Source organism: Knoellia sp. AC549, assembly GCF_979258975.1.
Genome location: NZ_OZ409890.1, coordinates 3765189 through 3791004 on the forward strand (window position 1 = coordinate 3765189; position 25816 = coordinate 3791004).

Here is a 25816-nt window from a genome sequence, read left to right on the forward strand (position 1 = left end):
CAGACGTGGGCGTGCGTCCCCTCCTCCTCGGAGTCGTCTTGGTGTCCGGTCTGCTCGCGAGCGCGTGCAGCACGGACGCTCCCGCCCCTGCCGTGACGTCGTCAGAGGGGTCGGAGGCGACCGCGGCGCCCGGCGACGACTCCCGCCCGCTCTCGTGGGAGCCCGTGCCCCTGCCCGTGGGACTCTCCGCGGTCACCCTCGCCAGCGATGACGACTCGGTCCTCGTCGGTGCCTACGGGCCAGGACGACCGCGACCCCACCTGCTGTCGGGGACAGGGTCCGGACAGTGGCGCGAGCTGGCCCTCACGCCCCGGTCCGGCTACGCCTTCGAGGGCCGCTGGTTCCAGGTGGCGACCCATGCCGGGCGCATCGACGCCATCGCCGGTGCTCGGGGTGGCGCCCACGGCAACTACCGCTGGACGACCTGGTCCGGTGCGGCCGACTCGGTCGCCGAGCAGGAACAGCCCTTCGGAGTCTTCGGCAGCTATGGAGCGGGAGACCTGGTCGGCCTGGCGTATGCCGCCGGGTCACCCGTGATCCTCGGCGCCTGGCAGAGCGAACGCACCGGCCTCGACATCGCGACGTGGACGCGCACGGGCACCCGTTGGGCGCGGCAGACGTCCACGGGGACGCCGCTGGGCAGCACCCCGGAGCTCCTCGTCTCCGCCACCGCCATCACGTCCGCCGGAGAGGGCCTCATGCTCTCGGGGTCGGTCACCCGCCTCGCGCCCGGCTCCGTGCGCGTCGACCCCGCCGTCTGGACCTCACCCGACGCAGACGGGCCCTGGACCCGGATCGACCTCCCCCGCCGCCAGGGAGGCACCGACGCCGCCCTGGCCCACGCCGCCTCCTGCGCGCTGCACCGTTGCCTCGTCTCGGGCGTGGTGGGCGGGAGGCTCGCCCTGTGGGAGGTGGTGGGAACGAGCGCGACCCAGCTGGACGGCATACCCGATGTCGTCGTCCCGGAGTCGGCGACGGCTCTCGCGCCGCTCATCCTTAATGACGGCGCCCTCGTCATCGCACCGTCCGACCGCGGCAGCTCGGTGCTGCGCCGCTCCGGATCACGGTGGTCCGTCGCAGCCGGGCCGGTCGGATCGCCGGGGTCGGCGGTCGTCCACGGTGACGAGCTGTGGGTGGTGACGGCGGATGCGCAAGGGGACGGCACGCTGTGGCGCTCGCGCGTAGCCTGACGTCGTGACCGACCTTCTGGCTGCCATCGATGACCACACCGCCCGACTCGTCGCCGACGCCCGCAGCGCCGACGACCTCGCGGCGCCCAGTCTGTGCGAGGGCTGGAGCCGCGACCACGTCCTCAACCACGTCGCGCGCAACGCGGAGGCCCTGTGCCGCCTCGTCGCGTCTGCCGTCGACGGGACGGGCGAGACGATGTATGCCTCCCCGGAGTCGCGCGACGACGACATCGACGCCGGTGTCGGCCGCCCGGCGGACGTCGTGGTCGACGACGTCGAGCAGACCGCCAGGCCGCTCGCCACCGCGCTCCGGAGACTCACCCCCGAGCACCGGGACCTCGTCCTCGAGCGCACTCCCGGCGGTCCGACGTTCAAGGGCGGCATGCTGCCCTTCATGCGGCTTCGTGAGGTCGTCTACCACCACGTCGACCTTGACACCGAGTTCGGCTTCGACGACCTCGACGGCGACCTCCAGGTCCTCTTCATCGAGAACGAGCTCAAGCGCCAGCAGGGAGCGCCTACTGCCCCCTCCCTCACGCTCCGCAGCGACGAGGGCGACGTCTGGTCCATCGGCGACGGTGGCGCTGACATCGTCGGCTCGCGGGCCGGCATACTGCGCTGGTTGGCTCGTCAGGACCCGTCCGGAGTCCGGGGCGAGAGCCTGCCCGAGCTCACGGCCGGGCTGTGACCATGGCCGCTGACCCGACCTACACCGGCGACGTCTCCCCGGGCGACGCGACCCAGGTCCGCGAGCTGGAGCACCTCGTCATCCGCAAGGTCGCCGTGTCAGAGATGTCCAACAACGCCTACCTCCTCACCTGTCGCGCCACCGGGGAGCAGCTGCTCGTCGATGCTGCCGACGACCCCGTTCGGCTCGGCGCGCTCGTCCACGAAGGCACCGGCGGCCTCGAGCACCTCGTCACCACCCACCAGCACTGGGACCACGTGCGCGCGCTCCCCGACCTGGTCGAGGCGTTCCACCCCCGCACGTATGCCGGGCGCGACGACGCCGAAGCCCTCCCGGTCCGGCCCGATGTCCTTCTGGCACAGGGCGATCGGATCACGGTGGGCCAGTGCGAGCTCGACGTCGTCCACCTGCGTGGCCACACGCCCGGCTCCGTGGCGCTGGCCTACGGCGACCCCGGCGGGCACACGCACCTCTTCACCGGCGACTCGCTCTTCCCCGGTGGGGTCGGGGCGACGACCCGCTACGAGTACCAGAGCTTCGACAGCCTCATCGAGGACGTCACGACCCGGCTCTTCGACGTCTACGACGACGACACGTGGGTCTATCCCGGACACGGCGGCGACACCACGCTCGGGGCCGAGCGACCCCATCTCACGGAGTGGCGCGACCGCGGCTGGTGAGTGGGGCGACCTAACCTGACGACGTGCGTCGACTCGAGAGTGTGCCTGCGCCGGTCCTCGTCCTCATCGGCATCCTCTCGGTGCAGTTCGGCGGGGCACTCGCGGCCACCCTCGTCCCCGAGATCGGGGCCGGTGGATCGGTCGTCATGCGGCTGCTCTTCGCGACGGTCATCCTCGTCGCCTACGCCCGACCCAGCTGGCGAGGACACTCGGGTAGGGCGTGGCGCACGGTCATCACCTTCGGACTCATCCTGGGGCTGATGAACTTCACGTTCTACAGCTCCCTCGCGCACCTGCCGCTGGGGGTCGCCGTGACCATCGAGTTCCTCGGGCCCCTCCTGCTCGCTGCGGCCATGTCGCGGCGCGTGATCGACCTCGTCGCCGTCTCCGCTGCGGCAGGTGGGGTGCTCCTCATCTCGGAGGCACTCTCCGTCCCCTTCGAGGAGCTCAACCTCACCGGGCTGGGACTGGCGGCGACCGCGGGAGCCTTCTGGGCGGCATACATCGTCTTCAGCGGGCACACCGGGGCGCAGTTCGACCAGCTCGAAGGGCTGGCCATCGCGATGGTCGTGGCCAGCGCCGTGACCCTGCCGCTCGGCATCGCCTCGGTCCCCGACTGGGACGGCGAGCTCCTCGCCAAGGGCCTGGGCATCGCCGTGCTGTCGTCCGTGCTGCCCTACTCCCTCGAGCTCCTGGCGCTGCGTCGCATGAGCGCCCGGGTCCTCGGAGTCCTGCTCAGCCTGGAGCCCGCCGTCGCCGCGCTCGCGGGCCTGCTCATCCTGAGCCAGTTCCTCGACGGGTGGCAGCTGGTCGGCATGGGTCTCGTCGTGCTGGCGTCGGCCATCGTGCTGGGCCTCGGGACGCGGAAGGACCCCGCCGAGATGACGGGGTCCTAGACGCGTGCGAGCGGTGTATGCCGCCCGCTCGCCTCAGGCGTTGATCTCCGCCTTCTCGTCGCGTCGCGTCTTCCAGAGGCTGGCCACGGTCGTGACACCGAGGATGACGACGATCGCGCCGAGCGAGACCGCGATCGGGATGTCCGGCACGTTGAAGTGCTCGCCGCCGTTGAGGAACGGCAGCTCGTTCTCGTGGAGCGCGTGCAGGATGAGCTTGACGCCGATGAACGCCAGCAGGACCGAGAGTCCCAGGCTGAGGTAGACGAGCTTCTGCAGCAGGCCGCCCAGGAGGAAGTACAGCTGGCGCAGACCCATGAGGGCGAAGAGGTTGGCCGTCAGGACGAGGTACGGCTCCTGGGTCAGTCCGTAGATCGCCGGGATCGAGTCGAGCGCGAAGAGCAGGTCGGTCGTGCCGAGCGCCAGCACGACGATGAAGAGCGGCGTGATGACCCGCTTGCCGTTCTCCTTGGTGAGGAGCTTGGTGCTCCACTCCTTGGTCGAGGGGAACGTCGACTCGACCCACTTCATGAAGCGGTTCTCCTCGTACTCCTCGTCGTCGCTCTCACCCTCGGTCGCGAGCTTGACCGCGGTGTAGATGAGGAACGCGCCGAAGATGTAGAAGACCCAGGAGAAGTTGTTGATGGCCGCCGCCCCGACGGCGATGAAGATGCCGCGCAGGACGATCGCGATGATGATGCCCCACATGAGGGCGGTCTGCTGGAACTTCTCGGGCACGGCGAACTTGGCCATGATGAGCAGGAAGATGAAGAGGTTGTCGACCGAGAGCGAGTACTCGGTCAGCCATCCGGCATAGAACTCACCTGCGAGCTGGCTGCCGTGGCTCAACCACACCCAGATGCCGAAGAGGATCGCGGCGCCGACGTAGAACGACAGCGTGATGGTGAGTTCCTTGGTCGACGGCCGGTGCGGGTTCCGGGCGATCATCACGACGTCGAAGAGCAGGACTGCCGCGGCGATGCCGATGGTGAGGAACCACTGCCAGGTGGCGACGTTCATCGAGGGCGTCGCCGCCGTGAGGGTGGTGAGGGAGTGCAACGCGGACACCTTCCGGGTTCGGGACGTGAGGTCCGGAGGTCTCTCCCGCCCTGTGAGGCCGGACCGGCTCCCCGGGCGAGAACACAAACGCCGTGATGACGAGGAGACCGCGCTGGGGATACTCCCCTCCGCTGGTCAGGATTCTCTCATGGCTTCGCTCATGAGATGAATCCTGACCACCGGAGTGGGCCCGCCCTCCGCCCGCACGGCTTCGCTCATGAGATGAATCCTGACCACCGGAGTGGGCCCGCCCTCCGCCCGCACGGCTTCGCTCATGAGATGAATCCTGACCACCGGAGTGGGCCCGCCCTCCGCCCGCATGGCTTCGCTCATGAGATGAATCCTGACCACCGGAGTGGGCCCGCCCTCCGCTCGCATGGCTTCGCTCATGAGATGAATCCTGACCAGCGAAGTGGGCCCGCCCTCCGCTGGTCGCACAGGTTCGTAGCGAGGTCCGAGCCGCGGGGAGACACGACCAGGAGCGGGTAGGTGTCGGTTCGCCGCTGGCTGGGCGTGGCGGGAGCCGTGAGCGCGCTCAGCGCGCGAGCGGCGGATGGGACTGCGGCGAACCGGCGCTTGCTCGCGACGGCCAGTGACGATGTGGCGGCATACGCTGCGGGGGTGCCCACCCGGAGAGCAGTGATCGCGGCAGCGACCACCCTGCCTCTCGCGGCGTGTGGGCCGTCAGAGTCCCCCAGCACCGACGAACAGGACCGACCGATGCGGATCAGCTATGGCGACGACCCGAGCCAGTTCGGTGAGCTGACCCGGCCGACGGGCACGAGCAGGGGCGTCGTCGTGGTGATCCACGGCGGCTTCTGGAAGGCGGAGTACGACCTCGAGCTCGGCCGACCGCTCGCCGCCTCGCTCACAGAGCATGGCTGGACCGCCTGGAACATCGAGTACCGCCGGGTGGGCAACGGTGGAGGCGCGCCGGCGACGTTCGACGACGTCCACGCCGCCATCGACCGGCTCGCCGAGATCGACGACGTCGACACGACCACGACCCTGACGCTCGGTCACTCCGCCGGCGGACACCTCGCGGTCTGGGCAGCGGGACGACAGCACCAGGCGCAGTGGCAGCGCACCAAGGTCCCCGTCACCGGAGCCCTCTCACAGGCCGGGGTGCTCGACCTGAGGTCAGCGCACGACGCCGGCCTCGGTGGTGAGGCTGCCGCCGCGCTGCTGGGGCACGCGCCCACCGACGCCGACCGTCCCTACGACCCCCAGCAACAGATCCCCCTCGACGTCCCCGTGCGGACCATCCACGGTCGAGACGACGAGACCGTGCCGCTGAGCCAGTCCACGGACTACGTGGCAGCTGCGACTCGTGCAGGCGCCGACGCCACGTCGAGCGAGGTGGACGGTGACCACTTCGTCGTCATCGACGTGGACTCGAGCGCCTGGACGCGTCAGCTCGAGCTGCTCGACGAGCTCGCCGGTCGCTGACCCCGCGGCAGCTTGGTGACGACGAGGTCGTAGGACGTGTCGATCGCCTCGCGCAACGCGTCGTCGGGGATCGCCCCGCCGATCGCCAGCGTGTTCCACCCGTGGCGTCCGATGTAGGGCGACACGCTCGCGTCGTCGGGGAACTCCGCGATCCACTCGTCGGCCTCCGCGCGCGACCCGAGCTTGACACCCACGCGTGGCCCGTCTGCCGCACCCAGTCCACCGAGGAAGGCGAAGATCTTGTCGCCGACCTTGGCGACGTCGTCGCCCTCCCACGGCTGGTCGGCCCACGGGCCCGGTTTGGCCAGGGCGTAGGCGCTGACCTCCTCGGGCGTCATGCGGGCGCGCCGCTCAGGTCGGGGGGTCTCACCTCGTGCCCTCGCTCATCTGCCGGAGCTCCTTCTTGAGGTCCCCGACCTCGTCGCGCAGTCGCGCGGCCAGCTCGAAGTGCAGGTCACCAGCAGCCTGGTGCATCTGCGTGGTGAGCTCCTGGATGAGGTTGGCCAGGTCACCGGCGGCGATGTTCTCGAGCCGACCGGCTCCCACGGTGACGGCGTCGGCTGCCAGCGCTCCGCGACCACCCCGGCCACCGTCGCTCTTCCCGCGCGAGCGGGCGCGACCGGAGCCGAGCAGCGCCTCGGTGTCGGCGTCCTCGCGCTCGAGCAGGTCGGTGATGTCGGCGATCTTCTTCCGCAGCGGCTGGGGGTCGACGCCTCGCTCGAGGTTGTAGGCGACCTGCTTCGCGCGCCGACGGCTCGTCTCGTCGACGGCTTCCTGCATCGAGGGGGTGACCTTGTCGGCATACATGTGGACCTGCCCCGAGACGTTGCGGGCGGCACGACCGATGGTCTGGATCAACGAGCGCGCCGACCGGAGGAAGCCCTCCTTGTCGGCGTCGAGGATCGACACGAGCGACACCTCGGGGAGGTCGAGTCCCTCACGGAGCAGGTTGATGCCGACGAGGACGTCGTACTCCCCCATCCGCAGCTCGCGCAGCAGCTCGACCCGGCGCAGGGTGTCGATGTCGGAGTGCAGGTAGCGGACCCGCACACCCTTGTCCAGGAGGTAGTCGGTGAGGTCCTCGGCCATCTTCTTGGTCAGCGTGGTGACGAGCACCCGCTCGTTGCGCGCGGCTCGCTGGTTGATCTCGTGCAGCAGGTCGTCGATCTGGCCCTTGGTCGGCTTGAGCACGATCTCGGGGTCGATGAGGCCGGTCGGGCGGATGATCTGCTCGACGACTCCGTCGGCCTGCGCCATCTCGTAGTTGCCCGGGGTCGCCGAGAGGTAGACGGTCTGGCCGATGCGCTCGAGGAACTCCTCCCACTTGAGCGGCCGGTTGTCCATCGCGGACGGCAGCCGGAAGCCGTGGTCGACCAGGGTGCGCTTGCGGGACGCGTCGCCTTCGTACATCGCGCCGATCTGCGGCACCGTCACGTGCGACTCGTCGAGGACGAGGAGGAAGTCCTCGGGGAAGTAGTCGAGCAGGCAGTTGGGCGCCGAGCCCGCGGTGCGGCCGTCGAGGTGCATCGAGTAGTTCTCGATCCCCGAGCACGACCCCACCTGGCGCATCATCTCGATGTCATAGGTGGTGCGCATACGGAGCCGCTGGGCCTCGAGCAGCTTGCCCTGGCTCTCGAACGTCTTGAGCTGCTCCTCGAGCTCGTGCTCGATCCCGGCGATGGCGCGCTCCATGCGGTCCGGGCCGGCGACGTAGTGCGAGGCGGGGAAGACATACATCTCGGTCTCCTCGCGCACGATCTCGCCGGTGAGCGGGTGCAGCGTGTAGATCTTGTCGACCTCGTCGCCGAAGAACTCGATGCGCACGGCCAGCTCTTCGTACATCGGGATGATCTCGACCGTGTCCCCGCGCACCCGGAACGTGCCGCGGGTGAAGGCGAGGTCGTTGCGGGTGTACTGCATCTGCACGAACCGTCGGAGCAGGTCGTCACGGTCGAGCTCGTCGCCCACCCGCAGCTGCACCATCCTGTCGACGTACTCCTGCGGGGTGCCGAGGCCATAGATGCACGACACGGACGCGACGACGATGACGTCCCGCCGCGTCAGCAGCGAGTTCGTCGCCGAGTGTCGCAGCCGCTCGACCTCGTCGTTGATCGAGCTGTCCTTCTCGATGTAGGTGTCCGTCTGTGGGACGTAGGCCTCGGGCTGGTAGTAGTCGTAGTAGCTCACGAAGTACTCGACGGCGTTGTTGGGCAACAGCTCCCGGAACTCGTTCGCGAGCTGGGCGGCCAGCGTCTTGTTGGGGGCCATGACGAGCGTCGGCCGCTGCACCTGCTCGACGAGCCAGGCCGCGGTCGCGGACTTGCCGGTGCCCGTGGCGCCCAGGAGGACGACGTTCTGCTGACCGGCGTTGATCCGCTGGGTCAGGTCCTTGATGGCCGTCGGCTGGTCACCGGCGGGCTCGAAGTCGGAGACGACCCGGAACGGTGCGACGGTGCGCTTCAGGTCAGTGGTGGGACGCATGAGTCCACGGTATGCCGTGCCACTGACAGTCCCCGCCGGTCTCGGTGTTCGCGCCGTCAGTCCTGCGTATGCCGCGGCGCGGCTCAGGGACGCCGCGCACCTGTCGTCGCCGGCGGCTGGACCCGGACCGACTTCCCGTCGAAGGTCACCTCGCTGAGCCACATGGTCCGGCCGGGCACGTCCGAGCCGACCGCGTCCGGAGCCCACGCGTGGTAGACCATCCAGACCCGCCCGTCCTTCTCGACGAGGGAGCAGTGGCCCGGACCGGCCGCGACCTCGGTGCTCACGAGCACCGGTTCGGGAGTCTTGACGAAGGGCCCGAGCGGTGACGACGACGTCGCGTGCCCCACGGCATACCGGTCGGAACCGAAGTCGTTGGCCGAGTAGAAGAGGTGAAACACCCCGTCGCGCTCGAACAGGCTCGGGGCCTCGACGAGCTCCCCCTCCCAGGTGAGGTCCTGCTTGAGCAGCTGTCGTGGCTTGCCGACGACGCCGGTGCCGTCCGGTGACAGCGGCTGGACGGAGATCCAGGTGTCGACACCCACGGCGTTCCCGTCGTTCTTCCAGTACAGGTAGGCCTTGCCGTCCGCAGCGACGAACGGCGAGGCGTCGATCGACCCGCCCCGGTCCGCCTCGCAGACCAGCGGTCCGGGCCTGCTGTCGAGGTAGGGCCCCTCCGGCTCGTCCGCGACGGCGACGCCGATGCACTGGATGTCCGGGTTGGGCGCCCTGGTCGTGTAGTACATGACCCAGGACTCGCCGAAGGGTGCCGCCTCGGGAGCCCACACCTTGCCCGGGAAGGTCCAGGCGGGCAGCTCGGGCAGCGCGTCCGACCCCTGGCTCCAGTCGACGAGGTCCGTGCTGGTCAGGGTCTGGACGTTCATACCGTTGCCGTTCGTGGCGAAGGCGACGTAGCCGTCCTCGTCCTCGACGATCTGCGGGTCCGGGAAGTTGCTGCGCCACACGGGGTTGGTCAGTCCGGTTCCGGCCCCGGCCTCGGTCGTCTGCTGCGTCGCCGCGGCGTCAGGGGCGCCATCGTCCTGGCACCCGGTCAGCATCAGCACGGTGACCACGAGGAGTGCGGCTGCTGGTCGACGTCGGTGGCACCGTCCTGGGTTCATCGTGCTCCTTAACCTTGACGCGTCATCCTCTCACCGCTGGCCCCGCACTGAAAGGGAATGACCCCGGCGACCGGAGGTGGGACGCAGGCGGCATCTCCTGAGCCGGTGCGAGACGATGGACTCGTGACCACGACACTCCCCGCCCCCCGCACCCCCGACCCCCGTACCGCACCCACCCTCCGGTGGGGCATCCTCGGTCCCGGTGGGATCGCCCGCTCGACGGCCACCGCCCTGCGGGCCGAGACCGACCAGGTGATCCAGGCCGTCGCCTCGCGCGAGCTGACCCGAGCGCAGGGTTTCGCGGACGAGTTCGGTGCGCACACGGCATACGGGTCCTATGAAGAGCTGGTCAACGACCCCGACGTCGACATCGTCTACGTCGCCACCCCGCACTCCGAGCACCACGCGCACGCGCGGCTCGCGCTCGATGCCGGCAAGCACGTCCTCGTCGAGAAGGCCTTTGCGCGCAACGCCGGTGAGACCCGCGACATCCTCGACAGCGCGAAGGCCAAGGGGCTCCTCGCGATGGAGGCCATGTGGACGCGCTTCCTGCCCGGCATCGACGTCGCGCGCCAGTGCCTCGAGGACGGGCTGCTCGGTGAGGTCGAGACCGTCTTCGCCGACCACGGCCAGCCGCTCCACCCCGGTGGCCCGCAGCGCCTCTCCGACCCCGCCCTCGCCGGCGGCGCCCTGCTCGACCTCGGGATCTATCCCACGTCGTTCGCGTCCTTCGCGCTCGGTGGCATCGACTCTGTGACCGCCACCGGGCGCCTCACCGACGAGGGCGTCGACGCCGAGGAGAGCATCCTCGTGACCGGCAGCCGGGGCGGCCGCGGCCTCCTCCACGCCACGATGACGTCACGCACCTGGACGCGAGCGAGCATCAACGGCACCGCCGGACGGCTCGAGCTCGGCGACCCGGACAACCCGACCAGCAGCTGGTACGCCCCGTCACGGGTCCGCTTCGTGTCCCGCGACGCTGCGACCGACCTCTCGTGGGAGCCCGAGGACCGCACCCACGGCCTCCACTTCGAGCTGTGCGAGGCAGCCCGCTGCGTGGACGCCGGCCTCACCGAGAGCCCGCTGCTGCCCGCGGCCGAGACCCTGCGGATCATGGAGGTGCTCGACGACGTCCGAGCGCAGATCGGGGTGCGCTACCCCGGCGAGTGACCCGTCACGCGCGCGTGGACCGCGTCGAACCACGGCTCCTTGGCCGCGGCGTAGTCGGAGGTGCTGAGGCCCTGCGCGAGCAGGTCCAGCTTGAGGGCTGCGTAGTCGTCCCGTGCGCCCGCGTCCGACCGCAACCAGTCGCGGAAGTCGAGCGCCCACCGATGACCCGGGCTGTCGACCTCGCGCACGTGGACGTGCGCCACCCGTCCAGGATCGGCGCTGCCGTGGAACCTCTTGGGCCACGGCTCCCCGCTCTTGCCGTTGTCGCTGACGTTGCCCTCCACCCGAGGAAACCCGGTGCGCGCCAACGCTTCCACGAACTCCCCGGCGTCGGCATCGGCCAGGCTCCGCACGCCGACCTGCAGGTCGATGACGTCCTTGGCGACGAGCCCGGGGACCGCCGTGGAGCCGATGTGGTCCACCGTCACCGCCCGCTCCCCCAGGGCCCTCTGGATGCGGGCGATGAGCCGCGCTGCCTGGGCCGGCCAGTCGCCGCTCGGTTCGCTCAGCGTGAGCGCGTCCGGACGACGAGCACGTATGCCGTGGAGCAGGTTCTCGTTGAACGGCTCGAGACGCTCGGCCCACAACCGGCGAACCTCCACCTGGAGGTGGTCACGGGTGCCGTTGTTGTCGAGCCAGATGTCGGCAGCGGCGCGGCGGGCAGCGTCGCCGGCCTGTGCGTCGATGCGGGACTGGGCGTCCTTGACGTCCATGCCACGGTCGCGGACGAGTCGATCGCGTCGCTCGGCCTCGTCGACACCCACGACGACGACGAGGTGATAGCCGGCTCCCAGATCCTTCTCGACGATGAGCGGCATGTCGTGGACGACCACGGCTTCGGGGGGCACGGCACCCATGAGCTCCGCGGTTCTCTCCCAGATCGCCGGGTGGGTGATCGCCTCCAGGTCCGTCAGGGCGCCCGGGTTCCCGAAGACGACCCGGCCGAGGGCCGGCCGGTCCAACGTGTCGTCTGGGCCGAACACAGCGTCACCGAAGCGGTCCCTGATCGCCGCGAGCGCCGGCATACCGGGTTCGACGACCTCTCGCGCCACCGCGTCCGCGTCGACGATGACGGCGCCGAGGTCCGCGAGCGCGCGTGCCACCGTCGACTTGCCGGACCCGATTCCACCGGTGAGACCCACGCGCAACATGGGCACAACCTATGCGGGCCGGGTGCCGGCCGCGACGCGCGGGGAACCAGCCGCAGGATCGCCAGCCCTGCCCAGCTCACGACTCGCCCGCCGCGCGGCCTCGTCACGGACCTGTCGGCGAGTGCCCAGCCTCCAGTCGAGCCGGGAACCCGCCCGTCGCGACGGGCCCCCACCGCGTCGGCGTGATGCGGAGCAGTGACTTGTCCTGCTCACGCATGGCCCGCCGGTACTCGTCCCAGTCGGGGTGCTCCCCCGAGATGCAGCGGTAGTAGTCGACGAGGGCGTCCGCCGCCTCTGGCGTGTCGATGACCTCACAGTCGCCGTCGACCTGGACCCAGGCTCCGCCGAAGTCGTCGGAGAGAACCAGGACGCTGACCCGCTGATCCCGACGGACGTTGGCGGTCTTGGCTCGTTCGGGGTAGGTCGAGATGACGATGCGCCCCGCCTGGTCGACTCCTCCGGTGACCGGCGAGGCCTGCGGACGCCCGTCCCTGCGCGTGGTCATGAGGACGAGGTTGTGGCGGGGCCGGACGAAGTCCAGCAGCCCGTCGAGGTCCACCACTGAGTTCGTCGCGATGGTGCGTGCCATGGAGCCACTCTCGCACGAGAAGGCTCCACGGCAACCGCCTCGGCCGTCAGCAGCCCGCCTTCGTGAAGCCACACAGCTGGGGGTACACGTGCTCCACGGACGGTCGCGCAGCCCGGATGAGTGCCGGGTCGACACGGTCGGTGCGAGTGAACGAACCGGACGCGCTCGACAGGGTCACGGCGCGCCCTGACCGGACCGCGAGGACGACCGACCCACCCGTCACGGCCGGCTGGGTCGAGAAGTAGCTCAGGGCGAGTCCGTCACTCCACGGCCCGCTCAGTCCCTCGACGACCCCACCGATGGCGCCGTCCGTGGTGGACAGGCACCTGCGGCCCTGGTTGCGCAGGTCGTTCATGAAGTCGACCGCATTGGCCTCGTCGACGAAGAACTCGTAGATCTCGCCGTCGGCCTGGCCTTCGCCAGTGTCGTTGCGACGCGCGTCGGATCGGTAGGAGTGACGCAGGCCGGCGATGGCGGAGACCTCTCTGCCACATGGTCCGGCGAACGCGTTGGTGGGGGTCCACGACCTGGCGTGGAGCAACGTGATCGGGTTGACCGTCTCCCACGCCGGTTCGATGGTCGGCGGCCTGGTCGGCGTCACCTCCGGGGCAGGAGTGGACGTGGGTGTGGGCTCCGGGGCGGTGGTCCGCGTGGGCGTGGACGAGGGGACTGACGTGGCGGAAGCCGTCGGGCGCGACGCCGACGCCGTCGGCGTTGCCGTGGGGGTCACGGAGGGTGCAGGGGTGCTCGTGGCCGTCGCACTCGGCGACGGCGACGACGTGCCGGTCACCGTCGGCGTCACCTCGGGCTGCGTCGGTGTGGGCGTGGGTGAGGCCGGAAGGGCGTCCTCGCGCCCGATCTGGTCCCCGATCGCGAGGGCTCCCCCTCCGATGACCGCGACTGCGGCGGCGGCAGCCGCCCCCATCACCCAGCGCTGCCGACGGCGGCGCCGACGTCCTTGGTCGACGACTCGCTCCGCGAAACCCGAACGGGCCGGTGACGGCCGCACGTCCTTGAGCCTGGCGCGGAGCTCGTCCTCACTGATCGGGCTCATGACAACCTTCCTTCCTCCACGCGCTGCGTTCCGAGGCGCGAGAGCGCTCGGGAGCACGTGGACTTCACTGTTCCGACGGAGATGTCGAGTTCTTCGGCGACCTGGCGCTCGCTGAGGTCGAAGTAGTAGCGGAGGACGACGATCGTGCGTTCACGCTGGCTCAGGCCCGCGAGCTCGTGCACGATGTCGTCGCGATGGTCGACCGTGGCGTAGGCCCGTGACGCGGCGCCGCTGACGTGCAGATCGCCGAGGTCGCCGACGACGGGCTCGAGGTGCCGGCGACGCCACCGGTCGGTGTTGAGGTTGACGAGGACCTTGCGCGTGTAGGAGTACGCACCCTCGGGCCGCACCCTGCCCCAGCTGAGGTAGGTGCGGATGAAGGCCTCCTGGAGCAGGTCCTCAGCCACTGCGCGGTTGCCGGTGAGCAGCACCGCCACGCGGGACAACCTCGGTTGCGCCCCTTCGACGAAGGCCGTGAACTCGGCATCCGCCCCCTTCGATGTCTGCACATCGCCCCCCGTCGTCCGGTTCAGCCCGTCCCGCCTGTCAGCCATCTCTACGAGTGCCTGACCCGATCGGTTGAGTGTGGCCGAGATTTCGTCGCATCATCTCCCGGACAGGCCGAAGGCCCGGTCCCCGCGAGGGGAACCGGGCCTTCGGTCGTGCGTCACGGCATACGCGAGGTATGCCGGTCGGCTCAGTTTCCGGTGAGCTTCTCGCGCAGTGCGGCGAGGGCCTCGTCGGAGGCGAGGGTGCCCTCGTTGGCCACGGGAGCGGCCGGACGCGAGTCCGTGCCCTCGTCGTCCGAGTCGGACGCAGAGGACGAGGAGGACGAGTCGCTGCTGTAGGACGTGGCGTTGTCGCCACCGGCAGCGGCCTCGGCGTCGGCCTTGGCGGCCTCGTCGACCTGGGCGCGGTGCGCCTCCCAGCGGGAGTGCGCCTCGGCGTACTGCTTCTCCCAGACCTCACGCTGCTTCTCGTAGCCCTCGAGCCACTCGTTGGTCTCGGAGTCGAAGCCCTCGGGGTACTTGTAGGCACCGGCCTCGTCGTACTCGGCTGCCATGCCGTAGAGGGTCGGGTCGAACTCGGTGAGTCCGGCGCCGTCCTCGTTGGCCTGCTTGAGCGAGAGCGAGATGCGACGACGCTCGAGGTCGATGTCGATGACCTTGACGAAGATGTCGGCGCCGACGGTGACGACCTGCTCCGGCAGCTCCACGTGGCGCTCGGCCAGCTCGGAGATGTGGACCAGGCCCTCGATGCCGTCCTCGACGCGCACGAAGGAGCCGAACGGTACGAGCTTGGTGACCTTGCCAGGCACGACCTGACCGATGGCGTGCGTGCGCGCGAAGTGCTGCCACGGGTCCTCCTGCGTCGCCTTCAGCGACAGGGAGACACGCTCGCGGTCCATGTCGACGTCGAGCACCTCGACGGTGACCTCGTCACCGACCTCGACGACCTCGGACGGGTGGTCGATGTGCTTCCAGGACAGCTCCGAGACGTGGACGAGACCGTCGACGCCGCCGAGGTCCACGAACGCACCGAAGTTGACGATGGAGGACACGACGCCCGAACGGACCTGGCCCTTCTGGAGCTCCTTGAGGAAGGTCGTGCGGACCTCGCTCTGGGTCTGCTCGAGCCACGCGCGACGCGACAGGACCACGTTGTTGCGGTTCTTGTCGAGCTCGATGATCTTGGCCTCGATCTCCTTGCCGACATACGGCTGGAGGTCGCGGACACGGCGCATCTCGACGAGGGAGGCGGGGAGGAAGCCGCGCAGGCCGATGTCGAGGATGAGTCCACCCTTGACGACCTCGATGACGGTGCCGGTGACGACGCCGTCCTCTTCCTTGACCTTCTCGATGGTGCCCCAGGCGCGCTCGTACTGAGCCCGCTTCTTGGACAGGATGAGGCGGCCTTCCTTGTCCTCCTTCTGGAGAACGAGGGCCTCGACCTCGTCGCCGACCTTGACGACCTCGTTGGGGTCGATGTCGTGCTTGATCGACAGCTCACGCGAGGGGATGACACCCTCGGTCTTGTAGCCGATGTCGAGCAGGACCTCGTCGCGGTCGACCTTGACGATGATGCCTTCGACGATGTCGCCGTCGTTGAAGTGCTTGATCGTCGCGTCGATGGCGGCGAGAAGGTCTTCCTCAGAGCCGATGTCGTTGATGGCGATCTGAGGGGCGGTCGTTTCGACCGTGCTGGCAGTCATGTAGTAGGAACTCCGATGTGGACAGATGGATGAGGGTTGGTACTGGTGCCGTTCGACGGGCTCTTCCGCCCTTGTGGGCAGGCGAGAGCACACGCGAATGCTCGGCCACCCTACCGAGGTTGTCCGTGAGCGGTCAAAGCGGGGTATGCCGGTGAGCGACGACGTCGGGCGGCGCACCGCCGACACGGACGAGACCCACACCGCGAACCGGGCCTGGTGGGACGGCGAGGCAGCGGGGTACTACGCCGAGCACGGCTCGTTCCTCGGCGACGACGAGTTCGTCTGGGGTCCCGAGGGGTGGACCGAGGAGATGCTCGACCTGCTCAGCGCGTCGTCGGACCAGCGGATCCTGGAGATCGGGGCCGGGGCGGGTCAGTGCGCCCGCTGGCTGAAGCGGCACGTGGGTGCCTCGGTCGTGGCTTCGGACCTGTCAGCGGGGATGTTGCGCGTCGGTCTCGAGGTGAGTGAGCGCACCGGGGTGGCTCCACCTCTCGTGCAGTGTGACGGCCTCGCCCTGCCCTTTGGTGACGCGTCGTTCGACACGGTCTTCACGGCATACGGCGTCGTGCCCTTCGTCGCGGACAGCGCAGCGGTCATGGCAGAGGTGGCGCGGGTGCTGCGCCCCGGTGGCCGGTTCGTCTTCTCGACGACCCACCCGATCCGGTGGGCGTTCCCGGACGACCCCACCGAGTCCGGGCTGACGGCGCGGCTCAGCTACTTCGACCGCACGCCCTACGTCGAGTCCGACGGTGCGGGCCGGGCCACCTATGTCGAGCACCACCGCACCATGGGCGACCGGATCCGCGAGATCGTCGCCGGTGGCCTCGTCGTCGAGGACGTCGTCGAGCCGGAGTGGCCGGAGGACAACACGGCGACGTGGGGAGGCTGGTCCCCCACACGCGGGAAGGTCATCCCCGGGACGGCGATCTTCGTCTGCCGACGGCCCGCAGCGTCCTGAGCCTCAGGGACCCGACCAGGGGTGCACCTCGCGGAACCACGCGATGGTGCGGGCCAGACCCTCGTCGATGTCGACCTTGGGCTCCCAGTCGAGGACCTCGCGCGCCAGGGTGGTGTCCGGCTGCCGCACCGTGGGGTCGTCCACCGGTCGCTCGATGTGGACCACCGGCGACGAGGACCCGGTGAGGTCGATGACCTTGCGGGCCAGGTCGAGCATCGAGATCTCGTGCGGGTTGCCGATGTTGACCGGCCCCTGGTGCCGGCCGTCGGCCATGCGCAGGATGGCTTCCACGAGGTCGTCGACGTAGCAGATCGACCGGGTCTGCGACCCGTCCCCGGCCACGGTGACCGGCTCACCGGCCAGTGACTGGCGGATGAAGTTGGGGATGGCGCGACCGTCGTCGGGCCGCATCCTCGGCCCGAAGGTGTTGAAGATCCGCACGATGCCGGTGTCGACCTGGTGGGTGTTGCGGTAGGCGAGGGTCAGCGCCTCGGCATACCGCTTCGCCTCGTCGTAGACGCCGCGCGGACCGACCGGGTTCACGTGCCCCCAGTAGGTCTCGGGCTGCGGGTGCACCTCGGGGTCGCCGTAGACCTCGGACGTCGAGGCCAGGATGATCCTGGCGCCCTTGTCCCGAGCCAGGCCCAGGGCGTGCAGGGTGCCGATCGATCCCACCTTGAGCGTCTCGATCGGCAGCTTGAGGTAGTCGATCGGTGACGCCGGGCTCGCGAAGTGCAGGACGAGGTCCACCCGGCCACCGACGTGGACGAAGTCGGTGACGTCGGACCGGATCAGCCGGAACCCGGGCTCCTCGACGAGGTGGGCGACGTTCGCCGGAGCACCGGTGAGGAAGTTGTCGAGGCACACGACCTCGTCTCCCCGCCGGATGAGCGCCTCGCACAGGTGAGAGCCGAGGAACCCGGCGCCACCGGTGACTACGGCGCGCACGTGCCCACGGCGCTCACGTGGTCACGCCGAACATCTCAGGAACGGTGCAGGTCGGCGCGGCTGCGAGTTGAGTCCTCGTCAGCACCGAAGACGTCGAGGGTGTCGGTGTCGTTGTGGGTGCCACCGTCCCCGCCACGATCACCGGCGACGGCCGGGTCGCCCTCGCCATCGGCGCGACGCGCACTGTTCCAGAGGAAGAACCCTGCAGCACCCGCGATCAGACCCAGGAGGCCGGCGATCAGCGGGAGGTTGCCGACCAGCCCGAGCCGCGAGTCGTTGGCCTTGGCGTCCTTGATGTTGGCCGCGACGGTCTCGTCGGTGAACCCGAAGTCGAGGTCGAGGACGGTGGTGCCGTTGTCGAGCACGCGCTCCTGCTGCTCGGTCTGCTTCTGGATCGCGCCGGTGCGGGGGTCGACGAACATCGTCTTGAGCGACGAGTAGCTGCCCTGGATGCCCTTGGCGATCTCGGCCGGCTCGTCCTGCACGTCGATGACGAACTTATAGGTGTTCCAGCCGTTGACCTTCTCCTCGCCCTCGAAGTTCGCGTCGACGGCGCGGCCGAGGAGACCGTCCCAGAACGGGTAGGTCTTCTTCTCGACGTCGAACGGGAACTTGTTGACCAGGCCCTCGTGCGGCTTGGCGTCGCCGATGTACTTCTCGTCGTTGACCGCCACACCCGTCTTGCGGTCGGTGGCGAAACGGTCGGTCGACGCCGTCACGAGCCGCTTCTCGGGGTCCGTGTCGTCGACGCAGTCCGGCGAGTCACCGCTCGGGTCCTTGATCAGGCAGGTGAAGGTGTCGAACACGACCACGTCACCGTCAGACTTCGTGCCATCGGCCACGGTGCGGCTCAGCGCCTTGACGGGCGCGCCGTCCCCGCTGGGCAACGCCGTCGCCTGACCCTGCAGACGCGTGCTCGAGTCCGTGTCGAGCGGGGTCTTCTTCACCTGTCCGGGTATGTAGATCAGGGCCAGCAACGCGGTCGTGACCAAGAAGCCGGCGAGGCCCATGAGGACCAGACCGATGATTCTGCGCATCTGTGGGACACCTTTGTCTCAGCAAGCATTGGGCGAGGTTGGGGTGACCCTACCAGCCGGTATTCAACTGCGAGGTCATCTCGGGGGCAGGACACGGGACTCGTTTAGCATGCGGAGATGCGCCCGTCCGAGGTCCGATCCGCACCCCACGGTGCAGTGGTCCTCATCCCTGCCCTCGACGGGCTCAGGGCAGTCGCCGTCGGGCTCGTCGTCATGACACATGCGGCCTACCTCAGCGGCTTCGGTGTGGGCAGTGGTCTCCTCGGCAGGTTGTGGGCCAGAGGTGACTTCGGTGTGGCGATCTTCTTCGCGCTCTCGGGCTTCCTGCTCCATCGGGGCCTCATCGCGGGCGACGCTGACAAGCGGTTGGACCTCGTGGGGTATGCCGTCCGCCGAGCAGCTCGCATCCTGCCTGCCTACTGGCTGACCCTCGTCGTAGTGGTCGTCCTCACCCACCCGCCCACTCGTGACGCCCTCATCCACGCAGCCGGCCTGCAGATCTACTTCTCCGACGCGTGGATTCCCTCCTTCGGTCAGTCCTGGAGCATCTCCACGGAGATCGCGTTCTACGTGGCCCTGCCTCTCGTCGTCCTCGCGCTGCAGCCCCTGCGTCGACGTCGTCCGGCTCTGCCCTTGGTGGTGCTGTCCGGCCTGGCCGTGGCGTTGACGCTCACGTCCGGTCTCGGCGGAGGGGCGGGCTTCGGCGAGGACGTCCTCTACGAGCGATGGCTGCATGCGCGCGCCCCGCACTTCGTCGTGGGCATGGTCTGCGCAGAGGCCCTGCTCGTGCCCGGGCACACGATCTCGCGGCGCCTGCGCTCCTGGGGCTCGGACACCACCATGTGCCTTGCGCTGGCCGGCGGCGCCTACCTGCTCTCCACAGCACCGATCACCGGCTCCCTGACCCTGGAGCCGGCAACCGCCTCGCAGCTGGTCATCCGCACGGCGCTGTCCGGCGTCGTTGCCCTCGGACTGCTGCTTCCCCTGACCCAGGGAGGCGCCTCGGCCTATCGCGCTGCCCTCTCGAGGCCGGTCGCCCGGTGGCTGGGCGTCACCAGCTACGGCCTCTTCCTCTGGCACCTCCCGGTCTTCACTGCCCTGTATGCCGTGAGTGGAGTCCCTGAGTTCGCCGGCGGTCTGTGGCCGCTCCTCGCCGTCGGCCTACCTGTCAGCCTGCTCCTGGCCACGGTGAGCCATCACTGGGTCGAGGTTCCCAGCTCACGCCTTGCGGGACGCCTCCTGAACCGACGACGTCACCGCCAGCGAGATGGCGGCGAGGACGAGGAGACGCACGGTGCCCTCGACTCCCGGGGCACCCACCGCACCGGGTGAGAGCCCGGCCTGGATGAGGGCCGCGGCGACGCCGAGCGCTGCGACCACGACCGGCCACACCTCGCGACGAACCGGAAGAGCTCGCACGAGGGCGACCACCCCCACACCGGTGGCCAGCCCGACCGGTCCGGCGAGCAGAGCCGAGACGCCCACCACGCCGAGCTCGACCAGGCGTCGACGCACGATCGGACGTGGGCGGTGATCGACCATGCGGCGCTTGCGGTCGGGCAGGGCGGCGGCAAGGGCCAGGGCTCCGACGAGCAGACCCCCGACGAGCAGCGCCCAGCGATAGGGCGTGTCCGGCACGAAGTCGATGCTCAGCTGCCCTGACGCCCCCTCGGGCACGACGAAGCCCTGGCGCCAGCCGTCGACCACCTGGGGCTGCAGATCGACACCTCCGAGCTCGGCTCTCCAGCCATCGTTGGAGTTCTCGGCCATGACCAGCAGCCGCTTGCGACCCACACCGATGGTGGCGTCCACGACCCCGACGTCAGCGCGCCCATGGGCGACGGTCTCGGGACCTGCGGCTGGGCGAGCCTCGAGTGGAGCGATGACGACGGTGCGTGGGGCGAGACCGCGCCAGGGTTCGACGACGACCCGGTGACCATCTGCGTCCGACACGGCCACGGGTGCACAGGCCTGCCAGGCGAACTCACCCAGACCAAAGAGGGCCGATCGTGGGCCGACGGCTGAGGTGCGGATGCGTTGTCCGTCGACCATGACCTCCGGTCCTGACCCGCAGGAGCCGCGCAGCTCCTGCGGGGGCCGGGCGAAAGGGTGCCCGAAGAGCTCCAGCTCCTCCAGCTCGAGCGCCCCGATGCCGGGACGGTTCCTGCCGGGCACGGCGACGAACGTCAGCGTGAGCCTGCTGCCGGTGGTCGGCGGGATCGTGAGCACACCTGTGGACTGCAGGCGCCGTGTCACCTCGGTCCCGTCGACCTCGATGACGACGGCCGGCGCCTCCTTCTTGGCCCACTCCTGTCGCGTCTGGAGCCTCAGGGACGTGATCGTCGTCGGCTGGTCCAGGGTCACCGTCAGGGAGGGGCTCCCGTCGCTGGGCGAGGGACTCCACGCGGTCCGGCCGTCTCCGTCGACAACCCCGACAGGGAGGATGGCCGGCGCGTATCCCCGAAGGCTGCTGGCCGTGACGTCGACGCCCGGAACCGTCATGAGGTCCTCGGGTGGACGGAGCGGGTCGACGGCCAGGGTGCCGCGGAGGGCTCGCTGCCCTTCGGCAAGGCCATCGACGTCCCGCACCAGGCGACCGGTCGACTCCGGATCCACGAGCTCGCCGCTGAAGCAGGTGTGCCGCGCCGGAAGCGCCGCACACCCGTCCTTGCCGATGAGACCCGCATCCAGGATCGCGGTGTCGGCGGGCTGCGCCGGCCTGGACGGAGTCACGACGACCTCGCCCGCGGTGATCCCCGGGAGGACGACCTCCGACAGCCCGGTGACGACCCGGCTCGGCGCTCCGCCCGTGGTGTCGCGAATCGCGATCCTCACGCTGGAGGTCCGACCGGCGGGCAGGGTCACTTTCGTCGGCTCCCCCGACTCGGGGAGGCGTGCGTCCACCGACCCGGCGTCGGTCCGCACCGTCACCCGCGTCGCGATGCCCAGCCCTTCGCCGAACCTCACCCGATCCGCCCATGAGCTGATCGTCACCTCCGCGAGGTCCATCTCCTGCTCGAGGGTGATGGTGAGCTCGGGACTGGTGTCCCACATGGTCGCCCACGCGGTCCGTGGGTTCCCGTCGAGGGAGGCGAAGGGCCGGTGGGCTGGTTGGAGGCCCGCGAAGCCGAAGTCCTCTGCGAGCGATGAGCTGGCCCGGACGGCCCGGACTCCGGTCAGGTCCACGACCGACCGGCGATGCACCTCCGGCCAGGGCAGGTAGTCGGGGGCCGCCTGCGCAGCTTGTGCGTCGAGGCCGCTCGAGACGTCCTGGCCCCGTGGCGCACCGAACCACCGAGTCCTGGCGCGGAAGCCGTCAGTCACGACCGCTGACAGTGGCTCGAGCTCGTCGGTGCGGTCCCCGTCGAAGATGACCGGGCGCCCGTCGAGACCTGCGTCAGCCATCCGGGCGAGGTCCTCGGGGGCACCGGTCGCGCCGACGACCTCGTCCACCTCCCAGAGGGCGAGCTCGGGCGACACCTCTCCCGTGAGGGTGAAGACCTCGACGGGGAAGACCCGTACCCCAGCCGCGTCGAGCCGGGTCTGGCCGAAGCCACGGGTGAACGTGATGTCAGGCGTGTTGGTCAGGGCTGAGCGGGCGATCGCCACGGGCGGTTGACCGCTCTCGCTCGGCACGAGGTCGTTGCGCAGCACGAGGTGGCGCACGCCTGCCGCGCGCAGCATCGTCGTGGCGCCCTCGAGGGACCGTCCGGTCTGCATCCGCCTCTCCACCTCGTCGAGCAGTCGGATCGTGCCTGCCGGCGTGAGCGGCACCGCGTCGCGCACGGCATACGGGGCGGATGTCAGTGCTCGCAGCGGCTCGTCGATCGTGCGTCCCCAGGAGTACTCCCCGAAGTTGGCCGAAGGCACAATGAGCGCGCGCTCCCCCTCGCGGGAGTCGAGCCAAGCACCCAGCTCCCGCCATTGCGGCGCCATCTCGGTGAAGGTGCCACGGGTGGCGATGGCGCCGCCGAATGCCGGGGCTGCGGCACCCACCACGACCCCCACAGCTGCCACGAGCGCACCAGTTCGCAGCAACCCTCGACGAGGGCGCCAGACGGCGAGGAGTCCGAGCAGGTGCGCCAGGCCGACGGCCAGCGGGAGCCTGACGAGGAGATCAGCCTTGTGGATGTTGCGCAGAGCGACGAGCGGTCCGTCCAGAGCCGTCTGCGCTGACGTCACGAGAGGCGAGTCGAAGGGACCTCCGTGCGGCACGCTCATCGCGACCACACCGCAGACGAGGAGGGTCCAGAGGAAGGCACGGTGGCCCCTGGGGCCGAGCGCAAGGCCGACGAGGCCGGCAGCCATGACGCACGTGGTCAGCACGATGCTCGTCCGGGACGACGACAGCTCGAAGCCGGCCGGCCACCAGGCGCCACCCGGCGTGACGAGGTGCCCGAGCCAGTGGGTCGTCCCTCGCAGGACGTCGAGCAGGGTGATCTGAGACGAGACCGTCCGAGCGTTCTCGATCCAGTCGAGGAACGGCGGGGAGTACCGACCCATGACGACCAGCGGCACGAGCCACCAGGAGGTCGCCGCGCCGACCGCCAGGCCCCAGGCCCACGTGGTGGACCGTCGCCACCATGCCTGCCGGGTCAGCAGCCAGATCGCCGAGGGCAGGATCGCGAACGCGGTGGCTGTCGCGTTGACACCACCGCAACAGAGGATGGCGAGACCACTCAGCGCCACCCCTCGGCGCACCCCGAGCCGTCCACGGTCGATGAGGACGAGGGGCCACAGGATGGCCGGAGCCAGCAGCTGAGGCTGAGCCTCCGACGACAGGCCGCCGATCGTGCTCACGACCCTAGGTGCCAGCGTGTAGGCCAGGGCCGCGATCGTTCGGACACCCGGAGTCCCCACGTCCAGGTCCCGGAGCAACCCGAGCACCGTGACGAAACCGGCGGTGAGCAACGTCATCCACCACAGTCGCTGCACGACCCACATGGGGAACACCTCGGACCCGAGGCCGAAGAACGGACCCATCGGGAACAGGTAGCCGAACGCCTGGTTCTGCAGGCCTCCCCAGGTGACCTGCGGGTCCCACAGGTGCAGCGCCCGACCCAGGAAGCCCCAGGGGTCGACGTAGAGGTCGTTCTTGGTGTCCTCGGCGATCTGCCCGGGAGTGACCGACCACGCCACGGTCCACACGACGAGCAGTCCCGCCCAGGTGAGCCCACCGACGTGCGGCACCCGCCTCACGTGCGGCGCAGAACCATCATGAGGTTCCACGTGAGCACCTCACGGATGCCCGGGAGGCTGAGCACACCGTCGGCCCAGTCGGGGTGGTAGCGGGGCGCTGCCTCGATGAGCCAGGCGTCCGGGTGGCTGCGAGCCCAGCGAAGGCCGCCTGCCACGGACGTCGGGTGCATGGACTCGCCGAAGACGTTCTTGGGAGGGCGGCCGTTCTTGCGTTCGTACCGCTCAGCCGCGTAGCGGCCCCCGAACCAGTGCCAGGGCGACGTCTCATGACCGCCCCAGGGCGACGCCCAGGCGGTGTAGGAGATGAAGACGAGGCCCCCGGGCCGGACAACGCGCACCATCTCGTCTCCCAGGAGGCCGGGGCTGGGCACGTGCTCCATGACGTTGTTGGCCATCACGATGTCGACGCTGCCGTCGGCGATGGGAATCTGCTCGCCGCGGCCGACCACCGCGCCCTTGGACGGGCCCGGGCTGAGCGCCTCCCGATCCAGGTCGACCGCAACGTAGCGCGCTCCGCGGGTCACGAACTCACGTCCGAACTGCTCCGAGCCAGCACCGACGTCGAGGACGAGCCGGCCGGTGAGCGGCTCGTGCCGCGAGAGGAGCGTGATCGTGTCGTTCGCGAGGTCGGTGTAGAACCGCTCCGGATCCGTCTGCTCCACGAGGAAAGAACGGAACAAGTCGGCCGACCTCGTTACTGTCCGGTATCTTCGGGTCGGCGTACGGCGCATTCCTGAATGCTAGTCATCACGGAAGGGCCTTGCGCACCACCCACTGACACCGCAGTCAACGCGCCAGCGAAGGGATTCCCGTGCGACTTCGCATCCTCATGTTCAACTGGCGCGACATGCAGCACCCTGAGGCCGGTGGGGCCGAGAAGTACCTGGTCACCGTCGCAGAGGGGCTCGCGGCTCGGGGTCACGAGGTGACCTTCCGCACGGCTGGCTACCCCGGAGGCCTGGCGGACGAGGTCGTCAACGGCGTGCGCTACATCCGCAAGGGCGGGCGGTTCGGCATCTACCCGAGGGCCCTGGCCGCCAACCTCACACGGCGCTATGACGCCGACGTCGTCATCGACGTGCAGAACGGTGTCCCCTACCTCAGTCCCCTCACCCGGCGTCGGCCCGTCATCAACCTCGTGCACCACGTCCACAAGGAACAGTGGCCCGTGTTCTTCGGGCCGCGTCTGGCCAGGGTGGGCTGGTGGCTCGAGTCCCGCATCGCTCCCCGCGTGTACGGCAACACGGCATACGTGGCCGTGAGCGACGCCACCCGCCGTGAGCTCAGCGGGTTGGGGATCGACTCGGACAGGGTCGAGGTGATCCACAACGGCACGGACGCCATCGCCCTCGACGGGACACCGCGCTCGCTCAACCCCTCGCTCATCGTCCTGGGTCGCCTCGTGCCCCAAAAGCGCGTCGAGTTCGCACTTGAGGCGGTGGCGCGGCTGGTCGACGAGATGCCGGACCTCACCCTCGACGTCGTGGGATCCGGATGGTGGGAACCGCACCTCCACGCCAAGGTGGAGGAGCTGGGGATCGGCAAGCACGTCACCTTCCACGGTCACGTGTCGGAGTCCGAGAAGCACCACCTGCTGGCCCGGGCCTGGGTGCACGCCATGCCCAGCCTCAAGGAGGGATGGGGACTCGTCGTCGTGGAGGCCGGCGTGCACGGCACGCCGACCGTGGCCTTCACCGAAGCAGGAGGCCCCACCAACTCGATCGTCCACGGCAGGACCGGCCTGCTCGTCGACCATGGATCGAAGGAGTTCGCTGACGCCGTGCGGTCGCTCCTGCTCGATGACGCACTGCGTGAGGCCATGTCCTCGGAGGTCACGACCTGGGTGGCTCAGTTCCACTGGGACGAGTCGGTGGACCGGTGGGAGCAAGCCCTGCTCGACGCTGCAGGGCGCTGAGGGCGCGCCAGCGCGTGGTCGC

The 25816-nt window shown here is 69.6% G+C and carries 23 protein-coding genes; 9 read left to right on the plus strand and 14 right to left on the minus strand.

Annotated features, from left to right (window positions below; genetic code table 11):
• Positions 1–5 precede the first annotated feature (5 nt).
• The 4 genes from ACZZ98_RS18360 to ACZZ98_RS18375 are packed head-to-tail and all read left to right on the plus strand — an operon-like array spanning position 6 to position 3454.
• A complete protein-coding gene (locus ACZZ98_RS18360; RefSeq protein WP_463517580.1) occupies positions 6–1190 on the plus strand; it encodes a hypothetical protein in 1185 nt (394 codons plus the stop codon).
• Between the two features lie 4 nt (positions 1191–1194).
• The gene (locus tag ACZZ98_RS18365; protein WP_463517581.1) at positions 1195–1878 is read left to right on the plus strand and encodes a maleylpyruvate isomerase family mycothiol-dependent enzyme; all 684 of its coding nucleotides are present in this window, start codon (positions 1195–1197) and stop codon (positions 1876–1878) included.
• Positions 1879–1880: 2 nt separating this feature from the next.
• Complete coding sequence (locus ACZZ98_RS18370; RefSeq protein WP_463517582.1) at positions 1881–2558, plus strand: MBL fold metallo-hydrolase; 678 nt, start codon at positions 1881–1883, stop codon at positions 2556–2558.
• 23 nt (positions 2559–2581) lie between these two features.
• Positions 2582–3454 (plus strand): EamA family transporter, encoded by an 873-nt coding sequence (locus ACZZ98_RS18375; protein ID WP_463517583.1) that lies wholly within the window; start codon positions 2582–2584, stop codon positions 3452–3454.
• A gap of 33 nt (positions 3455–3487) precedes the next feature.
• Here the strand turns inward: ACZZ98_RS18375 and ACZZ98_RS18380 are convergent, their stop codons facing one another.
• Both ACZZ98_RS18380 and ACZZ98_RS18385 read right to left on the minus strand, forming a co-directional pair.
• Positions 3488–4471, minus strand: a complete 984-nt coding sequence (locus tag ACZZ98_RS18380; RefSeq protein WP_463517813.1) for a TerC family protein — start codon at positions 4469–4471, stop codon at positions 3488–3490.
• Between the two features lie 174 nt (positions 4472–4645).
• Entirely contained in the window at positions 4646–4900 is a 255-nt protein-coding gene (locus tag ACZZ98_RS18385) for a hypothetical protein (protein WP_463517584.1), read from the minus strand.
• A 330-nt stretch (positions 4901–5230) separates the two neighbouring features.
• Here ACZZ98_RS18385 and ACZZ98_RS18390 point away from each other — a divergent pair, with 330 nt between their 5' ends.
• A complete protein-coding gene (locus tag ACZZ98_RS18390; protein WP_463517585.1) occupies positions 5231–5959 on the plus strand; it encodes an alpha/beta hydrolase family protein in 729 nt (242 codons plus the stop codon).
• Here the strand turns inward: ACZZ98_RS18390 and ACZZ98_RS18395 are convergent.
• The 3 genes from ACZZ98_RS18395 to ACZZ98_RS18405 all read right to left on the minus strand — a co-directional run bounded on the left by ACZZ98_RS18395 (position 5923) and on the right by ACZZ98_RS18405 (position 9561).
• Positions 5923–6297: an MmcQ/YjbR family DNA-binding protein gene (locus ACZZ98_RS18395; protein WP_463517586.1), complete on the minus strand. Its 375-nt coding sequence runs from the start codon at positions 6295–6297 to the stop codon at positions 5923–5925. The genes ACZZ98_RS18390 and ACZZ98_RS18395 overlap by 37 nt on opposite strands.
• Positions 6298–6325: 28 nt before the next feature.
• Complete coding sequence (gene uvrB, locus ACZZ98_RS18400; protein ID WP_463517587.1) at positions 6326–8440, minus strand: excinuclease ABC subunit UvrB; 2115 nt, start codon at positions 8438–8440, stop codon at positions 6326–6328.
• 83 nt (positions 8441–8523) lie between these two features.
• Positions 8524–9561 carry a glycoside hydrolase family 43 protein gene (locus tag ACZZ98_RS18405; RefSeq protein ID WP_463517588.1) on the minus strand — a complete coding sequence of 346 codons (1038 nt, stop codon included), beginning with the start codon at positions 9559–9561 and terminating at the stop codon, positions 8524–8526.
• A 123-nt stretch (positions 9562–9684) separates the two neighbouring features.
• Between ACZZ98_RS18405 and ACZZ98_RS18410 the strand changes: the two genes are divergently transcribed.
• Positions 9685–10731 carry a Gfo/Idh/MocA family protein gene (locus tag ACZZ98_RS18410; protein WP_463517589.1) on the plus strand — a complete coding sequence of 349 codons (1047 nt, stop codon included), beginning with the start codon at positions 9685–9687 and terminating at the stop codon, positions 10729–10731.
• Here ACZZ98_RS18410 and coaE read toward each other — a convergent pair.
• From coaE to rpsA, 5 genes are all read right to left on the minus strand, one after another.
• Positions 10716–11882, minus strand: coding sequence for a dephospho-CoA kinase (gene coaE / locus ACZZ98_RS18415; RefSeq protein WP_463517590.1), 1167 nt, complete (start codon positions 11880–11882; stop codon positions 10716–10718). The two genes, ACZZ98_RS18410 and coaE, sit on opposite strands and share 16 nt — an antisense overlap.
• A 103-nt stretch (positions 11883–11985) precedes the next feature.
• Positions 11986–12471 carry a PPOX class F420-dependent oxidoreductase gene (locus ACZZ98_RS18420; RefSeq protein WP_463517591.1) on the minus strand — a complete coding sequence of 162 codons (486 nt, stop codon included), beginning with the start codon at positions 12469–12471 and terminating at the stop codon, positions 11986–11988.
• 46 nt (positions 12472–12517) lie between these two features.
• Positions 12518–13525, minus strand: coding sequence for a hypothetical protein (locus tag ACZZ98_RS18425; protein WP_463517592.1), 1008 nt, complete (start codon positions 13523–13525; stop codon positions 12518–12520).
• On the minus strand, positions 13522–14034 hold the full coding sequence (locus tag ACZZ98_RS18430; protein WP_463517593.1) for a SigE family RNA polymerase sigma factor: 513 nt from the start codon (positions 14032–14034) through the stop codon (positions 13522–13524). Before ACZZ98_RS18430 ends, ACZZ98_RS18425 begins: the two co-directional genes overlap by 4 nt.
• A 188-nt stretch (positions 14035–14222) precedes the next feature.
• A complete protein-coding gene (gene rpsA, locus ACZZ98_RS18435; protein WP_463517594.1) occupies positions 14223–15737 on the minus strand; it encodes a 30S ribosomal protein S1 in 1515 nt (504 codons plus the stop codon).
• A gap of 145 nt (positions 15738–15882) precedes the next feature.
• Between rpsA and ACZZ98_RS18440 the strand changes: the two genes are divergently transcribed.
• Positions 15883–16695, plus strand: a complete 813-nt coding sequence (locus ACZZ98_RS18440) for a class I SAM-dependent methyltransferase (RefSeq protein WP_463517814.1) — start codon at positions 15883–15885, stop codon at positions 16693–16695.
• A 3-nt stretch (positions 16696–16698) separates the two neighbouring features.
• Here the strand turns inward: ACZZ98_RS18440 and ACZZ98_RS18445 are convergent, their stop codons facing one another.
• Positions 16699–17643, minus strand: coding sequence for a UDP-glucuronic acid decarboxylase family protein (locus tag ACZZ98_RS18445; RefSeq protein ID WP_463517595.1), 945 nt, complete (start codon positions 17641–17643; stop codon positions 16699–16701).
• Positions 17644–17678: 35 nt separating this feature from the next.
• Positions 17679–18680 (minus strand): cell envelope lipid trafficking protein PgfA, encoded by a 1002-nt coding sequence (pgfA, locus tag ACZZ98_RS18450; RefSeq protein ID WP_463517596.1) that lies wholly within the window; start codon positions 18678–18680, stop codon positions 17679–17681.
• A gap of 117 nt (positions 18681–18797) precedes the next feature.
• Here pgfA and ACZZ98_RS18455 point away from each other — a divergent pair, with 117 nt between their 5' ends.
• Positions 18798–20012 carry an acyltransferase family protein gene (locus tag ACZZ98_RS18455; protein WP_463517597.1) on the plus strand — a complete coding sequence of 405 codons (1215 nt, stop codon included), beginning with the start codon at positions 18798–18800 and terminating at the stop codon, positions 20010–20012.
• Here ACZZ98_RS18455 and ACZZ98_RS18460 read toward each other — a convergent pair.
• On the minus strand, positions 19899–23879 hold the full coding sequence (locus tag ACZZ98_RS18460; RefSeq protein WP_463517598.1) for an alpha-(1->3)-arabinofuranosyltransferase domain-containing protein: 3981 nt from the start codon (positions 23877–23879) through the stop codon (positions 19899–19901). The two genes, ACZZ98_RS18455 and ACZZ98_RS18460, sit on opposite strands and share 114 nt — an antisense overlap.
• Positions 23876–24541, minus strand: a complete 666-nt coding sequence (locus ACZZ98_RS18465; protein WP_463517599.1) for a class I SAM-dependent methyltransferase — start codon at positions 24539–24541, stop codon at positions 23876–23878. Before ACZZ98_RS18465 ends, ACZZ98_RS18460 begins: the two co-directional genes overlap by 4 nt.
• 149 nt (positions 24542–24690) lie before the next feature.
• Here ACZZ98_RS18465 and ACZZ98_RS18470 point away from each other — a divergent pair, with 149 nt between their 5' ends.
• Complete coding sequence (locus tag ACZZ98_RS18470) at positions 24691–25794, plus strand: glycosyltransferase family 4 protein (protein ID WP_463517600.1); 1104 nt, start codon at positions 24691–24693, stop codon at positions 25792–25794.
• The last annotated feature ends 22 nt before the right edge of the window (positions 25795–25816 follow it).

Coding starts and splice junctions, on each gene's coding strand:
- ACZZ98_RS18370 (WP_463517582.1), top strand. CDS start 1,881: ATGGCCGCTGACCCGACCTACACCGGCGACGTCTCCCCGGGCGACGCG.
- ACZZ98_RS18380 (WP_463517813.1), bottom strand. CDS start 4,471: ATGAACGTCGCCACCTGGCAGTGGTTCCTCACCATCGGCATCGCCGCG.
- ACZZ98_RS18385 (WP_463517584.1), bottom strand. CDS start 4,900: ATGAGCGAAGCCATGCGAGCGGAGGGCGGGCCCACTCCGGTGGTCAGG.
- ACZZ98_RS18390 (WP_463517585.1), top strand. CDS start 5,231: ATGCGGATCAGCTATGGCGACGACCCGAGCCAGTTCGGTGAGCTGACC.
- ACZZ98_RS18395 (WP_463517586.1), bottom strand. CDS start 6,297: ATGACGCCCGAGGAGGTCAGCGCCTACGCCCTGGCCAAACCGGGCCCG.
- uvrB (WP_463517587.1), bottom strand. CDS start 8,440: ATGCGTCCCACCACTGACCTGAAGCGCACCGTCGCACCGTTCCGGGTC.
- ACZZ98_RS18405 (WP_463517588.1), bottom strand. CDS start 9,561: ATGAACCCAGGACGGTGCCACCGACGTCGACCAGCAGCCGCACTCCTC.
- coaE (WP_463517590.1), bottom strand. CDS start 11,882: ATGTTGCGCGTGGGTCTCACCGGTGGAATCGGGTCCGGCAAGTCGACG.
- ACZZ98_RS18420 (WP_463517591.1), bottom strand. CDS start 12,471: ATGGCACGCACCATCGCGACGAACTCAGTGGTGGACCTCGACGGGCTG.
- ACZZ98_RS18425 (WP_463517592.1), bottom strand. CDS start 13,525: ATGAGCCCGATCAGTGAGGACGAGCTCCGCGCCAGGCTCAAGGACGTG.
- rpsA (WP_463517594.1), bottom strand. CDS start 15,737: ATGACTGCCAGCACGGTCGAAACGACCGCCCCTCAGATCGCCATCAAC.
- ACZZ98_RS18440 (WP_463517814.1), top strand. CDS start 15,883: ATGCCGGTGAGCGACGACGTCGGGCGGCGCACCGCCGACACGGACGAG.
- pgfA (WP_463517596.1), bottom strand. CDS start 18,680: ATGCGCAGAATCATCGGTCTGGTCCTCATGGGCCTCGCCGGCTTCTTG.
- ACZZ98_RS18455 (WP_463517597.1), top strand. CDS start 18,798: ATGCGCCCGTCCGAGGTCCGATCCGCACCCCACGGTGCAGTGGTCCTC.